Below are 16,741 nucleotides of genomic sequence, written 5' to 3'. Positions count from 1 at the left end.
CAGCGCTTTTCAGCCCGCCTCGCATAACCTGCGCATTCGACTGGTATCACGCCCCCGAAATCCCTATAATTGCCGCGTTTGACGCTCCGGCGTCGTCCTTCCTTACATCCAGGTTAATCAGGTCGCTAAATTTATGACTGATAAGTCTCATCAGTGCGTCATCATAGGCATCGCCGGCGCATCGGCTTCAGGTAAAAGTCTTATTGCCAGTACGCTTTATCGCGAACTGCGTGAACAAGTGGGTGATGAGCATATCGGTGTTATTCCCGAAGATAGCTATTACAAAGATCAATCCCATCTTTCGATGGAAGAGCGCGTAAAAACCAACTACGACCACCCCAGTGCGATGGACCACAGCCTGCTGTTCCAGCATCTGGAAGCGCTGAAGCGCGGCGAGGCGATTGAGCTGCCCGTCTACAGCTACGTGGAACATACCCGCACCCAGGAAACGATCCGTATCGAGCCCAAGAAGGTGATTATCCTTGAAGGGATTTTGCTGCTCACCGATGCCCGTCTGCGCGAATCTATGAACTTCTCGATTTTCGTCGACACTCCGCTGGATATCTGCCTGATGCGGCGTATTAAACGCGACGTTAACGAACGCGGCCGCTCCATGGACTCCGTGATGGCGCAATATCAGAAAACCGTTCGCCCGATGTTCCTGCAATTTATTGAGCCTTCGAAACAATACGCCGATATTATCGTGCCTCGCGGCGGTAAAAACCGTATTGCCATTGATATCTTAAAAGCGAAAATCAGTCAGTTTTTTGAATAAGCCGTGTGAATTGTGTACCGTTCAGAGATAACCTGGTTTTGCCCTGACGCCGTAAGGCTTCAGGGCGCGATGCACGAAAGGAGAAAGTGCCATGCGTCTTTGTGACCGCGATATAGAAGCCTGGCTGGATGAAGGCCGCCTGTCTATCACCCCGCGTCCGCCGGTTGAGCGTATTAACGGCGTGACCGTCGATGTGCGTCTGGGGAATAAATTCCGCACCTTCAGCGGCCACACGGCACCGTTTATCGACCTCAGCGGGCCGAAAGACGAAGTCAGTGCGGCGCTGGATCGCGTCATGAGCGACGAAATCGTCATCGAAGAAGGAGAGGCGTTTTATCTCCATCCTGGCGAACTGGCGCTGGCGGTGACCTTTGAATCGGTCACGCTGCCTGCGGACCTGGTCGGCTGGCTTGACGGACGCTCTTCCCTGGCGCGTCTGGGCCTGATGGTGCACGTCACCGCGCACCGTATCGATCCGGGCTGGTCTGGCCGTATCGTGCTGGAGTTCTTTAACGCCGGTAAATTGCCGCTGGCGCTTCGTCCGGGAATGATGATTGGTGCGTTGAGCTTTGAACCGCTGACCGGCCCGGCAGACCGTCCTTATAACCGCCGTCAGGACGCAAAATATCGCGACCAGCAGGGTGCGGTTGCCAGTCGTATCGATAAAGACTGATCTGTGAGTTCACTGAGGAAGCCATGAGAAGAGTTCTGACAACGCTGATGATTTTGCTGGTGGTGCTGGTGGCTGGCCTTTCAGCGTTGGTGCTGCTGGTTAACCCGAATGACTTCCGGGCCTACATGGTGCGGCAGGTGGAAGCGCGCAGCGGGTATGAACTCAAGCTGGACGGGCCGCTGCGCTGGCACGTCTGGCCTCAGCTCAGCATTCTCTCCGGACGTATGTCCCTCACCGCGCCGGGTGCCGCGCAGCCGCTGGTCACGGCGGATAACATGCGTCTTGATGTCGCGCTCATCCCGCTCTTATCCCATCAGCTCCAGGTTGAACAGGTGATGCTGAAAGGGGCGGTGATTCAGCTTACGCCGCAAACCGAAGCCGTTCGTCAGGCGGATGCTCCGGTCGCACCGCGTGAAAACACCTTGCCTGACGTCCCGTCTGACACCGGCTGGTCGTTCGATATTGGTAATCTGAAAGTTGCTGACAGCGTGCTGGTTTTCCAGCATGAAGATGACGAACAGATCACCGTACGCAATATCAACCTCAGGATGGAGCAGGATGCCAACCATCAAGCCACCATGGAGTTCTCCGGGCGGATCAACCGCAATCAGCGCGATCTCAACCTGTCGATGAACGCGAACGTGAACGCCTCTGATTATCCGCACCAGCTGACGGCGGACGTTCAGCAGCTTAACTGGCAGCTGACCGGCGCGGATTTACCCGCGAAGGGGATTGCCGGCCAGGGCACGATGCAGGCGGTGTGGCATGAAGAGCGCAAACAGCTCGAACTGAACGCGCTCAACCTCCAGGCCAACGACAGTGCCCTGAAGGGGCAGGCGAGCGTCACGCTTGATGAGAAACCTAAGTGGGTGCTGGATCTGCAATTCGACAAGCTGAACCTCGAGAACCTGCTTCCGCCCCAACCGGTGAACGCGACCGATGAGGGAGCCACGCAGGTGGGGCAAAGCCAGGTCACGCAGTCGCGTCCGGTGATCTCCTCAAATCTCGATCAGCCTGACTACAACGGCCTGCGCGGATTTACCGCCGACATTCTGCTGAAAGCGAACAGCGTGCGCTGGCGTGGGATTGATTTTACTGACGTCAGCAGCCAGATGTTCAACCACAACGGCCTGCTGGTCATCTCCGAGCTCAGCGGAAAAATGGGAGCAGGGAACCTCTCCCTGCCGGGCTCGCTGGATGTGCGCAAAGACGTTGCCAGCGCCGCGTTCCAGCCGCGTCTGGAAAACGTTGAGATTGGCACCATCCTGAAAGCCTTTAATTACCCGATTGCCCTCACGGGGCAGCTGTCGCTGGCAGGGGATTTCTCTGGTACGAAGATTGATGCGGACGCCTTCCGTCGTAGCTGGCAGGGGAAGGCGCACGTTGAGCTGAAAGATTCGCGCATGGAAGGGCTGAACTTCCAGCAGCTGGTGCAGCAGGCGGTAGAACGCAGCAGCAGCGTGAAAGCGAATGAAAACTACGACAGCGCAACCCGTCTGGACAGCTTTACCAGCGAGCTTGCCCTCGATAACGGTCAGCTCTCGCTGGACGACATGCAGGGGACTTCGTCACTGCTGGCCCTGACCGGAACCGGCGCGCTGGATCTGGTGAAAGAGACGGCAGACACCCGCTTCAACGTCCGCGTGAAGGCTGGCTGGGAAGGCGAAGGCCAGCTTGTGGAGTTCCTGAAAGAGACGCCGATACCGCTGCGCGTGTACGGAAAATGGCAGGAGTTGAATTACAGTTTGCAGGTCGATCAGATCCTGCGTAAGCACCTTCAGGATGAAGCGAAACGTCGGCTGAATGACTGGGCGGACCGCAATAAAGAGTCTCAGTCAGGTAAGGACGTGAAAAAGCTGCTCGATAAGCTGTGATGCCTGTTGTGCCGGGTGGCGGCTTTGCCTTACCCGGCCTACAAAAGCCAGACACCGTAGGCCGGGTAAGCGAAGCGCCACCCGGCTTTTTTACACCTCAAAATCCATCTCATCTTCACCGCGCAGCGGTATCAGCTGCACCTTCTGCACGCGATGGCTCTCTACCTGCAAGGTTTTGATCATGTAATCCCCCACCTGGACCTCTTCGCCCGGCTGCGGAATACGTTGCAGATATTCCATCAGCAAACCGGCGATGGTGTGGTATTCGCGCTTCTCATCCAGCGGAAGCGGAACGAACTGCACCAGATCTTCGAGCGGCATATGGCCGTTGGCGGTCCAGCTGCCGTCGGCGTTTTTCTGAATATCGTGACGCGCATCGATCTCATCCACCTCATTAGGCAGATTACCAGCGATGGTTTCCATCACGTCGCTGAGCGTTACCAGCCCTTCCACAGAACCAAACTCATCAACGACAAACGCGAAGTGGGTACGCGCGTTGCGGAACTGCTCCAGCGCGGAGAGCAGCGGCAGCGCTTCCGGGAAGACCAGCGGCTGGCGCACCAGCGCCCGCAGGTTGAGCGGCTCGCCGTGGAGCTGCTGTTGCAGGAGGTCAATCACGTGTACCACGCCCAGCAGCTCTTCTTCCTCTTCACCGCCGGTCACGACCACGCGGGTGTGCTGGTTTTTATCCAGCAGGGCGCGGATCTGCTCTTCCGGCGCCGTCAGGTCAATATGCTCAATGTCATGGCGGGAGGTCATAATACTGCTCACCGAGCGCTGGTTGAGGTTAAGCACGCGCTCTATCATCCGGCGTTCCTGCGGGTTGAAGATCTGCCCGTCGCTGTGGTCGGCAAGCATCGCCGCGGATTCAGCATCCAGCTCGGCATCCTCTTTTTTGCCGCTCAGCAGGCGCATCACCGTATCTGCGGTGCGCTGTCGTAATGTCTGGTTCGCGGAGAGAAAACGGCGACGGTTGAAAATGGCCAGCTGGTTGAGAAACTCAATCAGCACCGAGAAACCAATGGCGGCGTACAAATACCCTTTCGGGATATGGAAGCCAAAACCATCCGCCACCAGGCTAAAGCCAATCATCAGCAGGAAGCTCAGACAGAGGATGACGATAGTCGGGTGACTGTTCACGAAGCGCGTCAGGGCTTTACTGGCGAGCACCATCAGGGTGATGGCGATGATCACCGCGGCCATCATCACCGCCAGATGGTCAACCATCCCGACGGCCGTGATCACGGAGTCGAGAGAAAAGACGGCATCCAGCACCACTATCTGCGCGACCACTGGCCAGAATTTTGCACCGCGTCGCTGGGTGGGGTTTTCACTGTCTTTTCCTTCCAGCCGCTCATTAAGCTCAACCGTGGCTTTGAACAGCAGGAACAATCCGCCGAAAAGCATGATCAGGTCGCGGGCGCTAAAGCTCAGACCCTGCACGCTGAATAAGGGTTTGGTCAGCGTCACCAGCCAGGAGATTGAGGCCAGTAACAGCAGACGCATCACCATGGCGAGCAGAAGACCCGTCACGCGGGCGCGGTCGCGTTGTGAAGGGGGTAATTTATCGGCAAGGATAGCGATAAACACCAGGTTATCAATGCCGAGCACTAATTCGATGACGACCAGCGTCACCAGCCCGGCCCAGATTGATGGATCGGCAATCCATTCCATAGTAAATGCAATACCTTCTGTTATATGACTAATGTCACACTTCGATCATGGATAAAGCCGACGGAAATTGCAATGCCGGGGTGAGATTTCTCTTAATGCTACACTCAGGTAAACCCCATTTGCCGGGCGGTGTAAATAAGTTAATTGCGAAGATTTAATTACATAAGACGATATTTAGGATATATCGCAATAAATGGTCCGGCGATCTATTTTGTCAATATAAAGAAAATCCGAAAACCTTAAAACTTTGCTCTTAATATTAATCTTAAAAACGAATATTAGGACGGTTGTCTCCTTGCCTGCTATTAGGTTAGCTGCAACAATTCTTCCAGCATCAAATGTTAAATCTCCTTGTTGCTATTTTTGTTTCGATCCTTGGTGAAGGTTATACATTATCAATCGCCCCTGTGAGGCTTTTGATATATTTCGCAAAAGGCCTTATCCAAGAGGGTGTCTAACCATAACGCATTGTTTAGTCAGTGGATTGGTAACTGAAAGCCAAGGGCGGTAGCGTGCCTGAAAGCGTGTGAATCAGTCTCAATTATTCTGTCAATAGCCAATGGATGAATAAGCTTTTTTTAGGACTGATGCCAGTTATATTGCTAAATGATTAACTGCATTCTGATTGTCACCACGACCCGCGCTTATTTTAATTGCACAGGATAATTACTCTGCCAAAGTGATAAATAATCAATGATGAAATCCAAAATGAAATTGATGCCATTATTGGTGTCTGTGACCTTGATGAGTGGTTGCACGGTCTTTCCCGGCAGCAATATGTCGACAATGGGCAAGGATGTGATTAAACAGCAGGATGCTGATTTTGATCTCGACAAAATGGTGAATGTGTATCCATTAACCCCACGTCTGGTGGAACAATTACGCCCACGTCCAAATGTTGCTCAGCCAAATATGTCTCTGGACCAGGAAATTGCCTCTTACCAGTATCGCGTGGGTCCGGGTGACGTCATTAACGTGACCGTCTGGGATCACCCTGAACTGACCACGCCTGCGGGCCAGTACCGCAGCTCAAGTGACACCGGTAACTGGGTACAGTCCGATGGCACCATGTTCTATCCCTACATTGGCAAAGTGCACGTCGCGGGCAAAACGCTTGCTGAGATCCGTAGTGATATTACCGGCCGCCTGGCGCAGTACATTGCTGACCCGCAGGTGGACGTTAATATCGCCGCGTTCCGATCCCAGAAAGCCTATATCTCTGGCCAGGTCAATAAATCCGGCCAGCAGGCGATCACCAACGTCCCGCTCACCGTTCTCGATGCGATCAATGCCGCAGGCGGCTTAACCGACGGCGCTGACTGGCGCAACGTGGTGCTGACCCACAACGGCAAAGAGCAGCGCATTTCGCTTCAGGCGCTGATGCAAAACGGTGACCTGACCCAGAACCGCCTCCTTTATCCGGGCGACATTCTGTACGTGCCGCGCAACGACGATCTGAAAGTGTTCGTGATGGGTGAAGTGAAGAAACAGAGCACCCTCAAGATGGACTTCAGCGGTATGACCCTGACCGAAGCGCTGGGCAATGCGGAAGGCATCGATCTGACCGCCTCCAACGCCAGCGGTATCTTCGTGATCCGTCCTATCAAAGGCGAGAACGCGAAGGGCAAGATTGCCAACATCTACCAGCTGGATATGTCCGACGCGACGTCGCTGGTCATGGCAACGTCGTTCCGTCTCCAGCCGTACGATGTGGTCTATGTCACCACCGCGCCGGTTGCCCGCTGGAACCGTCTGATCAACCAGTTGCTGCCTACCATCAGTGGCGTTCGCTACATGACGGATACGGCGAGCGACGTTCATAACTGGTAAGCCGCGATGTTTAACAAAATTCTGGTGGTGTGCGTGGGGAACATTTGCCGTTCCCCCACGGCTGAAAGGCTGTTGAAAAATTACCAGCCTGCGTTAACGGTCGACTCCGCAGGGCTGGGCGCGCTGGTCGGAAAAGGTGCCGACGAACGTGCCGCAAGCGTTGCCCTTGAGCATAACCTCTCACTCGACGGGCACGTTGCCCGTCAGGTCTCTGGCCGGATGTGCCGGGAATATGACCTGATCCTCGCGATGGAAAAACGCCACATTCACGCGCTGTGCGATATCGCACCGGAGATGCGCGGCAAGGTGATGCTGTTTGGTCACTGGGATGGTGAGCGCGAAATTCCCGATCCGTATCGCAAGAGCCGCGAGGCCTTTGAGGCGGTATACACCTTACTAGACCAGTCTGCCCGTCAGTGGGCGCAGGCACTGAAAGCTCAGCAGGGATAACAATGACAGAAAAAACAAGACCTTCTGCCGCCCCGACGTCGGGCAGTGATGAAATCGATATCGGTCGCCTGGTCGGGACCGTTATTGAAGCGAAATGGTGGGTGCTGGGTATTACCGCCATCTTTGCCGTGGCGGCGATCGTTTATACGCTGTTCGCGACGCCTATTTACAGCGCCGACGCGCTGGTGCAGATCGAACAAAATACCGGAAACTCGCTGGTTCAGGATATCGGCTCGGCGCTGGCCAACAAGCCGCCGGCATCGGAAGCCGAAATTCAGCTGATCCAGTCGCGCCTGGTACTGGGCAAAACGGTTCACGATCTGGGGCTGGATATCGCGGTCACCAAAAACACCTTCCCGGTATTTGGCGCAGGCTGGGATCGCCTGATGGGGCGCAGTAACGATACGGTAAAAGTGACCGACTTCGTGATCCCAAAAGGGGCAGGGGACCAAACCTTTACCCTGACCGTGCTGGGACCAAAACAGTATCAACTGACCAGCGACGCGGGCTTCAGCGCACGCGGTGAGGTGGGGCAGATGCTGACTAAAGAGGGCGTCAGCATCAAGGTCAGCGCAATTCAGGCACATGAGGGCGGGGAGTTTACGGTCACCAAATTCTCGACGCTCGGGATGATCAACAACCTGCAAAACAACCTGACCGTCACCGAAAACGGCAAGGATACCGGCGTTCTGAGCATGACCTTCACCGGTGAAGACAAGGATCAAATTCGCGACATCCTCAATAGCATCACCCGCAACTATCTGGAGCAGAACGTTGAGCGTAAGTCAGCGGAAGCCGCAAAAAGTCTGGCGTTTCTCAGTAAACAGCTGCCGGAGGTGCGCGCCCGTCTGGATGACGCTGAGAACAAGCTGAACGCGTACCGTCAGGACAAGGATTCCGTCGATCTGCCGCTGGAGGCGAAATCGGTTCTCGACTCCATGGTGAATATTGATGCGCAGCTGAACGAGCTGACCTTCAAAGAGGCGGAGATTTCCAAGCTCTATACCAAACGTCACCCGGCGTACCGCACGCTGCTGGAGAAACGTCGTACCCTGGAAGAAGAGAAGGCGAAGCTGAATGACCGCGTGACCGCGATGCCGAAGACGCAGCAGGAAATTGTACGCCTGACGCGTGATGTGGAATCCGGCCAGCAGGTTTACATGCAGCTGCTGAACAAACAGCAGGAGCTGAAAATCACCGAAGCCAGCACCGTCGGCGACGTGCGTATCGTTGACCCGGCGATTACCCAGCCGGGCGTGCTGAAGCCGAAGAAAGCGCTGATTATCCTCGGCAGCATTATTCTCGGCCTGATGCTTTCCATTGTCGGCGTGCTGCTGCGCTCGCTGTTCAACCGCGGTATCGAAAGCCCGCAGGTGCTGGAAGAGAACGGGATCAGCGTGTACGCCAGCATCCCGCTTTCAGAGTGGCAGAAGTCCCGTGACAGCGTCAAAACCGTTAAGGGCGTCAAGCGTTACAAACAGAGCCAGCTGCTGGCCGTGGGTAACCCGACTGACCTGGCGATTGAAGCGGTGCGCAGCCTGCGTACCAGCCTCCACTTCGCCATGATGCAGGCCAAAAACAACGTTCTGATGATGACCGGTGTCAGCCCGTCAATCGGTAAAACCTTCGTCTGCGCCAACCTGGCGGCGGTGGTGAGCCAGACCAACAAGCGCGTGCTGTTGATCGACTGCGATATGCGTAAGGGCTACACCCACGAGCTGCTGGGCACCAACAACGTTAACGGTCTGTCGGAAATCCTGCTCGGTAAAGGGGAAATCAGCGAGAGCGCCAAGCCGACGTCGATTCCGAAATTTGACCTGATCCCGCGTGGCCAGGTGCCGCCGAACCCGTCTGAACTGCTGATGAGCGAGCGCTTCACGCAGCTGATTGAGTGGGCGAGCAAAAACTATGACCTGGTGCTGATCGATACCCCACCAATTCTGGCGGTCACCGACGCTGCCGTGGTAGGGCGTCATGCGGGCACCACGCTGATGGTCGCACGCTATGCGGTGAACACCCTGAAGGAAGTGGAAACCAGCCTGAGCCGCTTTGAGCAGAACGGTATTGAGGTGAAGGGGGTCATTCTGAACTCCATCTTCCGCCGCGCGACCGGGTATCAGGATTACGGCTACTACGAGTACGAATACAAGTCTGACAGTAAATAATAATCCCCCTCATCCTAACCCTCTCCCCAGGGGGGAGAGAGGACTGCATGGTGCAGCTTTTCTCCCTCTCCCTCCGGGAGAGGGTCGGGGTGAGGGATAAGGGGAAGACCATGACCACACAACGCCCTTTGATTTCTATCTATATGCCGACATGGAATCGTCAGCAGCTGGCGATCCGCGCGATTAAATCGGTCCTGCGTCAGGATTACGATAACTGGGAACTGATTATCGTGGATGACTGTTCCTCCTCTTACGAACAACTGCAAAAGTTTGTTGAAGACCTGAACGACCCGCGCGTGGTGTACACGCACAACGCCATCAACTCCGGGGCGTGTGCGGTGCGCAACCAGGCGATTATGCAGGCGAAAGGGCAGTATCTGACCGGTATCGACGACGATGACGAATGGACGCCAAACCGTCTGTCAATCTTCCTGTCGCACAAAACGCAGCTGGTGACCCACGCGTTTCTGTATGCCAATGACTATGTTTGCCAGGGCGAGGTCTATTCGCAGCCGGCCAGCCTGCCGCTGTATCCGAAATCACCGTATTCCCGCCGCCTGTTCTACAAGCGCAACATTATCGGCAATCAGGTGTTTACCTGGGCATGGCGCTTTAAGGAGTGCCTGTTCGATACCGAGCTGAAGGCCGCGCAGGATTACGACATCTTCCTGCGGATGGTGGTGGAGTACGGCGAGCCGTGGAAGGTGGAAGAGGCCACGCAGATCCTGCACATCAATCACGGGGAGATGCAAATCACCTCGTCGCCGAAGAAATTCTCGGGCTACTTCCATTTTTACCGCAAGCACAAGGACAAGTTTGACCGTGCCAGCCGGAAGTATCAGCTCTTCACCCTGTATCAGATCCGTAATAAGCGCATGAACTGGCGCACGCTGCTGACGCTGCTGTCGGTACGTAACGGCAAGCGTCTGGCTGACGGGCTTCGGGGGAAATAATGTTTCTGGAAGATTGCCGCGCTAACAGCTGGAGCCTGCGCCCGTGCTGCATGGTTCTGGCCTACCGTATTGCGCACTTTTGCTCGGTGTGGCGCAAAAAAAATGTGCTGAACAATATCTGGGCCGCGCCGGTGCTGGTGCTGTACCGCATCATCACCGAATGCTTTTTTGGCTATGAAATTCAGGCCGCTGCCACCATTGGCCGCCGCTTTACCATTCATCACGGCTATGCGGTGGTCATCAACAAGTTCGTCGTCGCGGGTGATGATTTCACCATTCGCCACGGGGTGACAATCGGCAACCGCGGGCCAGACAGCCTGGCCTGCCCGGTGATTGGCAATAACGTCGAGTTGGGCGCCAACGTGGTGATGATCGGGGACATTACCGTGGGTAATAACGTGACGATTGGCGCAGGCAGCGTGGTGCTGGACAGCATTCCGGACAACGCGCTGGTGGTGGGCGAGAAAGCCCGCGTGAAGGTGATTAAATGAACATTCTGCAATTTAACGTACGCCTCGCAGAGGGCGGGGCGGCAGGCGTAGCGCTGGATCTGCACCAGCGCGCGCTGCAAAAAGGACTCCAGTCGCGCTTTGTTTACGGTTACGGTAAAGGCGGCAAGAAAAGCGTCAGCCATGATAACTATCCGCAGGTGCTGAAGCAGACGCCACGTCTGACCTCCATCGCCAATATTGCGCTGTTCCGCCTGTTTAACCGCGACCTGTTCGGCAACCTGAATAATCTCTACCGCACCGTCACCCGCACTCGCGGCCCGGTTGTGCTGCACTTCCACGTGCTGCACAGCTACTGGCTGAATCTGGAAGAGGTGGTGGCGTTTTGTGGCAAGGTGAAGGCGCACAAGCCGGATACCCGATTTGTCTGGACGCTGCACGACCACTGGAGCGTGACCGGACGTTGCGCCTTTACCGACGGCTGCGAAGGCTGGAAAGATAACTGCCAGAAATGCCCTACGCTCAGCAACTACCCGCCTGTGAAGGTCGATCGCGCGCATCAGCTGGTTGAGGGTAAGCGTCAGCTGTTCCGCGATATGCTCTCGCTCGGCTGCACCTTTATCTCCCCAAGCCAGCACGTGGCGGACGCTTTTAATAGCCTGTACGGAGCAGGGCGCTGCCAGATCATCAACAACGGTATTGATGTGGCAACGGAAGCGATCCTGGCCGAACTGACGCCCGTAGCCGTTACCCCCGGTAGGCCGAAAATTGCGGTCGTCGCCCATGACCTGCGCTACGACGGCAAAACCAACCAGCAGCTGGTGCGCGACATGATGGCGCTCGGCGACAAAATTGAGCTGCATACCTTTGGCAAATTCTCGCCGTTTGATGGCGCTAACGTGGTGAACCACGGGTTTGAAACCGACAAGCGCAAACTGATGAGCGCGCTGAACGGTATGGACGCGCTGGTGTTCAGCTCCCGCGTGGACAACTACCCGCTGATCCTGTGCGAAGCGCTCTCCATCGGCGTACCGGTGATTGCCACCCACAGCGACGCCGCGCGGGAAGTGCTGGAGAAATCCGGCGGTAAAACCTTCAGTGAAAATGAGGTGCTGCCGCTGGTGCAGTTGTCGAAGGCCGATATCGCGCAGGCTGTTTTTGGCACGGACCTGGAATCGTTCCGCAACCGTAGCCGCAAAGCGTACAGTGGACAACAGATGCTGGAGGAGTATGTCTCGTTCTATCAGAATCTGTAGTTATCTGCTGCTGCCGCTGATCTACCTGCTGGTCAACGTTAAGATTGCCCAGCTCGGTGAAAGCTTCCCGATCACTATCGTCACCTTCCTGCCGGTTCTGCTGTTGCTTTACGTTGACAAGCTTAACCTCAAAAAGCTGATGATTTCACTGGGCATCGGGTTTGGTCTGACGGCGTTTAACTACATCTTTGGTCAGTCGCTGGACGCCAGCAAATATGTCACCTCCACCATGCTGTTTGTTTATATCGTTATCATTATTGGCATGGTGTGGAGTATTCGCTTTAAAACTATTTCTCCGCACAATTATAGGAAAATCCTCAGGTTCTTTTATATTGTCGTCGGGCTGATTGTTGTGCTTGCGGCAATGGAGATGGCGCAAATTATTCTCACAGGCGGCAGTAGCCTGATGGAAATAATTTCGAAATATCTTATATACAGTAACAGCTATGTACTGAACTTCATTAAGTTTGGTGGCAAGCGTACAACCGCGCTCTATTTTGAACCGGCGTTTTTTGCTCTGGCATTAATCTCAATTTGGCTCAGCATCAAACAGTTCGGTATCAAAACCCCCAAGACCGATGCTATGATTCTTGCAGGAATCGTTCTGTCAGGGTCGTTCTCCGGGGTAATGACGTTTATTCTGTTTTACCTGCTGGAGTGGGCGTTCCAGTACCTGAACAAAGAGGCGATTAAGAAAAAACTGCCGCTGGCGATAATCTCTCTGACGGTATTTTTAGTGGGCGTAATATTTGCGTTTCCGTACATTTCTGAACGTCTGGGTGATTTAGGAACGGAAGGTTCGTCGTCCTATTATCGCATCATTGGTCCACTGGTGATGGTGGGTTATTCCTTAACCCATATTGATGGCGTAGTAAGATTCGGCTCACTTTATGAATATGTTGCATCATTCGGAATCTTTAACGGTGCGGATGTCGGTAAAACCATAGACAATGGTCTGTATCTGTTAATTATCTATTTTTCCTGGTTCGCCGTACTGTTGACACTGTGGTATCTGTTTAAAGTTTTCAAAATGATGATTAACGCGTTTGGTGATAACCAGAACTTTCGCGTGCAACTTTATCTGTTCACACCGGTGTCGTTGTTTTTTACCGGGTCAATATTTAGCCCGGAATATGCATTCTTAATTGTATGTCCGTTTATTTTGCGCAAAGCGCTGAATATTACGAGCGTATGACGAAATGAGGTGATTTATGTTTCTTAGCGTCATTACTGTCGCCTTTCGTAACTACGAAGGGGTGGTAAAAACCTGGCGCTCGCTGCGCAACCTGGCGCGCGATCCGAGCCTCACTTTTGAGTGGATCGTGGTCGATGGCGGCTCGAACGACGGCACGGCGGAGTTCCTGGAAAAACTCAACGGTGAGTTCAACTTACGTTACATCAGCGAGAAAGATAAAGGCATTTACGATGCCATGAATAAAGGCATCAACATGGCGCAGGGGCGTTACGCGATCTTCCTCAATTCCGGCGATGTGTTCCATGAAGATGTGGCGCTGTTTGCCCGTCAGCTGGCGCGCCAGAAAGAAGATGCCATGTTTATTGGTGATGCGCTGCTTGATTTCGGCGAGGGGAAAAAAGTGCTGCGCGGCGCGAAACCAGGCTGGTATATCTACCACAGCCTGCCGGCCAGCCATCAGGCTATTTTCTTCCCAATGAGCGGCCTGAAAAAACAGCCTTACGATTTGCGCTATAAAGTTTCATCAGATTATGCCCTGGCCGCCAGCCTGTACAAATCTGGCTACCCGTTCCGTCGAATTAAAGGACTGGTATCTGAATTTTCAATGGGTGGCGTGTCAACCTCGAATAATCTGGAACTGTGCCAGGATGCCAAAAACGTGCAGCGTAAAATATTACGCGTGCCAGGGTTCTGGGCGGAATTATCTTATTTCTTACGTCTGAAAACGACGGGTAAAGCGAAAGCCTTATATAACAAAGCCTGAGATATAAGGAAACGTAATGCAGGAATTAAAGGGATTCTCCGTGCCGAAAGGTTTTCGGGGCGGGAGCGGTATTAAAGTTCAACTGTGGTGGGCTGTACAGGCAACGTTATTTGCCTGGTCGCCGCAAATACTGTACCGCTGGCGCGCATTTTTACTGCGTCTGTTTGGCGCAAAAATAGGAAAAAACGTAGTCATTCGACCTTCGGTGAAAATTACTTATCCCTGGAAATTAACGCTTGGGGATTACGCCTGGGTTGGGGATGACGCGGTGTTATATACCCTTGGCGAGATTACGATCGGCGCAAATTCGGTGGTGTCACAGAAGTGTTATTTGTGCACCGGCAGCCACGATTTTATGAGCCCGCATTTTGATATTACCGCTTCGCCTGTTGTGATAGGTGAAAAATGCTGGCTGGCAACAGACGTCTTTGTTGCACCCGGTGTTTCTGTTGGCGATGGCACGGTAGTCGGTGCCCGCAGCAGCGTTTTTAAATCGCTTCCGGCAAATAAAATTTGCCGTGGCAACCCCGCAGTGGTGATACGCGAACGCGTTGAAACTGAAAAACTTTGATAAGTACAGAGGAATATAAACATGTCTAAAGTCGCTCTCATCACCGGCGTTACCGGACAAGATGGTTCTTACCTGGCAGAATTGCTGCTGGAAAAAGGGTATGAAGTTCACGGTATTAAGCGTCGTGCCTCTTCATTCAACACCGAGCGTGTCGATCATATTTACCAGGATCCGCATGCGGCAAACCCGAAATTCCATCTGCATTACGGCGACCTGACCGACACCTCCAACCTGACCCGCATCCTGCAAGAAGTACAGCCGGATGAAGTGTACAACCTGGGGGCGATGAGCCACGTTGCGGTTTCTTTCGAGTCTCCTGAGTACACCGCTGACGTGGATGCGATGGGTACGCTGCGTCTGCTGGAAGCGATTCGCTTCCTTGGTCTTGAGAAGAAAACCCGTTTCTACCAGGCATCTACCTCTGAGCTGTACGGTCTGGTGCAGGAAATTCCGCAGAAAGAGACCACGCCGTTCTACCCGCGTTCTCCGTACGCTGTGGCGAAACTGTACGCTTACTGGATCACCGTGAACTACCGTGAATCCTACGGCATGTACGCCTGTAACGGCATTCTGTTCAACCACGAATCCCCACGTCGCGGCGAAACCTTCGTGACCCGCAAAATCACCCGCGCGATCGCCAACATCGCTCAGGGCCTGGAGTCTTGCCTGCACCTCGGCAACATGGATTCCCTGCGTGACTGGGGCCATGCGAAAGACTACGTGAAAATGCAGTGGATGATGTTGCAGCAGGAACAGCCAGAAGACTTCGTGATCGCGACCGGCGTGCAGTACTCCGTACGTCAGTTCGTTGAGATGGCTGCGGCACAGCTGGGCATCAAGCTGCGCTTCGAAGGCACCGGCGTGGAAGAGAAGGGTATCGTTGTTTCCGTGACCGGCCACGACGCACCGGGCGTGAAGCCAGGCGACGTGATTGTCCAGGTTGATCCGCGTTACTTCCGTCCTGCTGAAGTGGAAACCCTGCTGGGCGACCCAACCAAAGCGCACGAGAAACTGGGCTGGAAACCCGAAACCACCCTGCAAGAAATGGTATCCGAGATGGTGGCCAAAGATCTTGAAGCAGCGAAAAAACACTCCCTGCTCAAGTCTCATGGCTACGAGGTTGCCATCGCGCTGGAGTCCTGAGAATGACAAAACAACGTATTTTTGTCGCCGGTCATCGCGGAATGGTGGGTTCCGCCATTGTCCGCCAGCTTGAACAGCGCGGCGACGTTGAGGTGATTGTTCGCACCCGCGACGAGCTGAACCTGCTTGACAGCAAAGCGGTGCAGGACTTCTTCGCCAGCGAACGTATCGACCAGGTGTATCTGGCGGCGGCGAAGGTGGGCGGCATTGTCGCTAACAACACCTACCCGGCGGATTTCATCTACGAGAACATGATGATTGAGAGCAACATCATTCACGCGGCGCATCTGTACAACGTGAATAAGCTGCTGTTCCTCGGCTCATCCTGTATCTACCCGAAAATGGCGAAGCAGCCGATCGCCGAGAGCGAACTGTTGCAGGGCACGCTTGAAGCCACTAACGAGCCGTATGCGATTGCCAAAATTGCCGGGATCAAGCTGTGTGAATCCTACAACCGTCAGTATAACCGCGACTATCGCTCGGTGATGCCGACCAACCTGTACGGACCGCACGACAACTTCCACCCGAGCAATTCGCACGTGATCCCGGCGCTGCTGCGTCGTTTCCACGAGGCGACTGCCGAAAACGCCCCGGACGTGGTGGTGTGGGGCAGCGGTACGCCAATGCGTGAGTTCCTGCACGTGGACGACATGGCGGCGGCCAGCATTCACGTCATGGAGCTGGATCGCGAGGTGTGGCAGGAAAACACCGAGCCGATGCTGTCGCACATTAACGTCGGGACCGGCGTGGACTGCACCATTCGCGAGCTGGCGCAGACCATCGCGCAGGTGGTGGGCTACAAAGGACGCGTGGTGTTTGACGCCACCAAACCGGACGGCACGCCGCGCAAGCTGCTGGACGTGACCCGTCTGCATCAGCTGGGCTGGTATCACGAGGTCTCACTGGAGCAGGGGCTGGCCAGCACCTACCAGTGGTTCCTGGAAAACCAGCACCGCTTCCGGGGGTAATG

At 54.6% G+C, this 16,741-nt stretch carries 15 protein-coding genes; 14 read left to right on the top strand and 1 reads right to left on the bottom strand.

Translation table 11 applies throughout. From position 1 onward, the window contains the following. The first annotated feature begins 133 nt into the window (after positions 1–133). The 3 genes from udk to asmA all read left to right on the top strand — a co-directional run bounded on the left by udk (position 134) and on the right by asmA (position 3,322). Positions 134–775 carry a uridine kinase gene (gene udk / locus ACOTWU_RS09630; RefSeq protein WP_000130320.1) on the top strand — a complete coding sequence of 214 codons (642 nt, stop codon included), beginning with the start codon at positions 134–136 and terminating at the stop codon, positions 773–775. Between the two features lie 91 nt (positions 776–866). Continuing rightward, the gene (gene dcd / locus ACOTWU_RS09625) at positions 867–1,448 is read left to right on the top strand and encodes a dCTP deaminase (RefSeq protein WP_006811250.1); all 582 of its coding nucleotides are present in this window, start codon (positions 867–869) and stop codon (positions 1,446–1,448) included. 23 nt (positions 1,449–1,471) lie between these two features. Continuing rightward, positions 1,472–3,322, top strand: coding sequence for an outer membrane assembly protein AsmA (gene asmA / locus ACOTWU_RS09620; protein WP_047740818.1), 1,851 nt, complete (start codon positions 1,472–1,474; stop codon positions 3,320–3,322). 90 nt (positions 3,323–3,412) lie between these two features. Here asmA and ACOTWU_RS09615 read toward each other — a convergent pair whose 3' ends face one another. Further along, complete coding sequence (locus ACOTWU_RS09615) at positions 3,413–4,996, bottom strand: TerC family protein (RefSeq protein ID WP_015572372.1); 1,584 nt, start codon at positions 4,994–4,996, stop codon at positions 3,413–3,415. Positions 4,997–5,689: 693 nt separating this feature from the next. Here ACOTWU_RS09615 and ACOTWU_RS09610 point away from each other — a divergent pair. The 11 genes from ACOTWU_RS09610 to fcl all read left to right on the top strand — a co-directional run bounded on the left by ACOTWU_RS09610 (position 5,690) and on the right by fcl (position 16,739). Next, on the top strand, positions 5,690–6,826 hold the full coding sequence (locus ACOTWU_RS09610; RefSeq protein WP_003862079.1) for a polysaccharide export protein: 1,137 nt from the start codon (positions 5,690–5,692) through the stop codon (positions 6,824–6,826). Positions 6,827–6,832: 6 nt separating this feature from the next. Then, a complete protein-coding gene (wzb, locus tag ACOTWU_RS09605; protein WP_003862078.1) occupies positions 6,833–7,276 on the top strand; it encodes a low molecular weight protein-tyrosine-phosphatase Wzb in 444 nt (147 codons plus the stop codon). A gap of 2 nt (positions 7,277–7,278) precedes the next feature. After that, entirely contained in the window at positions 7,279–9,441 is a 2,163-nt protein-coding gene (gene wzc / locus ACOTWU_RS09600) for a tyrosine-protein kinase Wzc (protein WP_015572374.1), read from the top strand. Between the two features lie 110 nt (positions 9,442–9,551). After that, positions 9,552–10,394 (top strand): colanic acid biosynthesis glycosyltransferase WcaA, encoded by an 843-nt coding sequence (wcaA, locus tag ACOTWU_RS09595; protein ID WP_126499095.1) that lies wholly within the window; start codon positions 9,552–9,554, stop codon positions 10,392–10,394. Further along, positions 10,394–10,885 carry a colanic acid biosynthesis acetyltransferase WcaB gene (gene wcaB, locus ACOTWU_RS09590; RefSeq protein ID WP_003863505.1) on the top strand — a complete coding sequence of 164 codons (492 nt, stop codon included), beginning with the start codon at positions 10,394–10,396 and terminating at the stop codon, positions 10,883–10,885. Before wcaA ends, wcaB begins: the two co-directional genes overlap by 1 nt. Beyond that, complete coding sequence (wcaC, locus tag ACOTWU_RS09585; protein WP_017383273.1) at positions 10,882–12,099, top strand: colanic acid biosynthesis glycosyltransferase WcaC; 1,218 nt, start codon at positions 10,882–10,884, stop codon at positions 12,097–12,099. Before wcaB ends, wcaC begins: the two co-directional genes overlap by 4 nt. Then, entirely contained in the window at positions 12,074–13,294 is a 1,221-nt protein-coding gene (gene wcaD, locus ACOTWU_RS09580) for a colanic acid polymerase WcaD (protein WP_015572375.1), read from the top strand. Before wcaC ends, wcaD begins: the two co-directional genes overlap by 26 nt. A 16-nt stretch (positions 13,295–13,310) precedes the next feature. Next, positions 13,311–14,057 (top strand): colanic acid biosynthesis glycosyltransferase WcaE, encoded by a 747-nt coding sequence (wcaE, locus tag ACOTWU_RS09575; protein WP_003863510.1) that lies wholly within the window; start codon positions 13,311–13,313, stop codon positions 14,055–14,057. Positions 14,058–14,073: 16 nt separating this feature from the next. Further along, positions 14,074–14,628: a colanic acid biosynthesis acetyltransferase WcaF gene (gene wcaF / locus ACOTWU_RS09570; RefSeq protein WP_063134485.1), complete on the top strand. Its 555-nt coding sequence runs from the start codon at positions 14,074–14,076 to the stop codon at positions 14,626–14,628. A gap of 21 nt (positions 14,629–14,649) precedes the next feature. Further along, positions 14,650–15,771, top strand: a complete 1,122-nt coding sequence (gene gmd, locus ACOTWU_RS09565; RefSeq protein ID WP_003863514.1) for a GDP-mannose 4,6-dehydratase — start codon at positions 14,650–14,652, stop codon at positions 15,769–15,771. A gap of 2 nt (positions 15,772–15,773) precedes the next feature. Beyond that, complete coding sequence (fcl, locus tag ACOTWU_RS09560) at positions 15,774–16,739, top strand: GDP-L-fucose synthase (protein ID WP_023303988.1); 966 nt, start codon at positions 15,774–15,776, stop codon at positions 16,737–16,739. Positions 16,740–16,741 lie beyond the last annotated feature (2 nt).

The organism is Enterobacter cloacae complex sp. GYL001 (assembly GCF_049237125.1).
Taxonomy (GTDB): domain Bacteria; phylum Pseudomonadota; class Gammaproteobacteria; order Enterobacterales; family Enterobacteriaceae; genus Enterobacter; species Enterobacter hormaechei_C.
Note: the sequence above shows the minus strand (reverse complement) of the source record. Positions and strands in the feature narration are given on the sequence as shown.

Bases quoted from the DNA above. Each gene is read 5' to 3' on its own strand.
- wzb (WP_003862078.1), top strand. From the start codon at position 6,833: ATGTTTAACAAAATTCTGGTGGTGTGCGTGGGGAACATTTGCCGTTCC.
- wcaD (WP_015572375.1), top strand. From the start codon at position 12,074: ATGTCTCGTTCTATCAGAATCTGTAGTTATCTGCTGCTGCCGCTGATC.
- dcd (WP_006811250.1), top strand. From the start codon at position 867: ATGCGTCTTTGTGACCGCGATATAGAAGCCTGGCTGGATGAAGGCCGC.
- wcaE (WP_003863510.1), top strand. From the start codon at position 13,311: ATGTTTCTTAGCGTCATTACTGTCGCCTTTCGTAACTACGAAGGGGTG.
- wzc (WP_015572374.1), top strand. From the start codon at position 7,279: ATGACAGAAAAAACAAGACCTTCTGCCGCCCCGACGTCGGGCAGTGAT.
- wcaC (WP_017383273.1), top strand. From the start codon at position 10,882: ATGAACATTCTGCAATTTAACGTACGCCTCGCAGAGGGCGGGGCGGCA.
- gmd (WP_003863514.1), top strand. From the start codon at position 14,650: ATGTCTAAAGTCGCTCTCATCACCGGCGTTACCGGACAAGATGGTTCT.
- ACOTWU_RS09615 (WP_015572372.1), bottom strand. From the start codon at position 4,996: ATGGAATGGATTGCCGATCCATCAATCTGGGCCGGGCTGGTGACGCTG.
- udk (WP_000130320.1), top strand. From the start codon at position 134: ATGACTGATAAGTCTCATCAGTGCGTCATCATAGGCATCGCCGGCGCA.
- wcaB (WP_003863505.1), top strand. From the start codon at position 10,394: ATGTTTCTGGAAGATTGCCGCGCTAACAGCTGGAGCCTGCGCCCGTGC.
- fcl (WP_023303988.1), top strand. From the start codon at position 15,774: ATGACAAAACAACGTATTTTTGTCGCCGGTCATCGCGGAATGGTGGGT.
- ACOTWU_RS09610 (WP_003862079.1), top strand. From the start codon at position 5,690: ATGATGAAATCCAAAATGAAATTGATGCCATTATTGGTGTCTGTGACC.
- wcaF (WP_063134485.1), top strand. From the start codon at position 14,074: ATGCAGGAATTAAAGGGATTCTCCGTGCCGAAAGGTTTTCGGGGCGGG.
- wcaA (WP_126499095.1), top strand. From the start codon at position 9,552: ATGACCACACAACGCCCTTTGATTTCTATCTATATGCCGACATGGAAT.
- asmA (WP_047740818.1), top strand. From the start codon at position 1,472: ATGAGAAGAGTTCTGACAACGCTGATGATTTTGCTGGTGGTGCTGGTG.